This window comes from Arhodomonas sp. KWT (assembly GCF_010993615.1).
The window spans coordinates 1-786 of the sequence record NZ_WNXE01000777.1; the positions used below are offsets into that span (position 1 = coordinate 1).

Consider the following 786-nt stretch of genomic DNA (forward strand, 5'->3'; position numbering starts at 1 on the left):
AGGCGTCCGGGCGGATCTCCGGGCGGCAGCGCACCGGGAAGTTCACCGAACGGGCGATGAAACAGCGCGCATGGGCCGCCCCGTGCAACGCTAGGGCCCGCTCACGGTCGGCGCCCGGGGTCAGCGCGACCCGGGGTGCGAGGACCACCTCCGTGAACTGAAGGCCGTCGCCGACCCGCGCCATGGTGCCGCTGGCGTTGTCCTCATAGGCGGTGACGACGACCCCGGCGTCCGCGCACAGGTGCAGGTACCAGAGCATGTGGCAGGCCGACAGCGCCGCCACCAGCATCTCCTCGGGATTGTAGTGGGTCGGGTCGCCGAGGAAGGCCGGATCGGCGGAACCGGTGAGCGCCGGCTTGTCCGGGCCGGCGACGACGTACTCGCGGCCGTAGGCGCGGTAATCGCTGGTGCCGGTACCGCGGTTGCCCTGCCAGGTCAGATCGATCCGGTAGTCGTGGCCCCCGCCGCCGCTCATTGCGGCCCGTCCTGCCCGGTGGTTCGGTCACCGCCGCCCGCCCCACCCGCCAGGTGCACCATCAGCCCATGCAGCCGCTCGGCGGGCATCAGCCGCAGCCCCCCCTTCTCCGCCCACTGCATCAGGCCCCGGTCCGCCGAGGTCACGGCGGCGTCGAGCTCCACGGCGAGCAGGATGACATCCAGGTCCTCGGTGGAATCGAGCAGCCCGGTGCGCAGCGCCTCGCGGTAGTGCCCGCGCAGCCAGCGCACCGTGCGCTCGACGCTGCCGGACTCGACCTCGCGCACCGCCTTCTCCGCGACCCGCAGGCC

The 786-nt window shown here is 73.0% G+C and carries 2 protein-coding genes; both read right to left on the bottom strand.

Annotation, left to right across the window (positions count from 1 at the left end):
* On the bottom strand, positions 1-475 hold a 475-nt coding region (locus G7A99_RS22340), incomplete at its 3' end, for an OsmC family protein (protein ID WP_163144204.1).
* Positions 472-786 (bottom strand): PIN domain-containing protein (locus G7A99_RS22345; protein WP_305792359.1); only part of this gene is annotated, 315 nt, incomplete at its 5' end. The genes G7A99_RS22340 and G7A99_RS22345, both read right to left, overlap by 4 nt.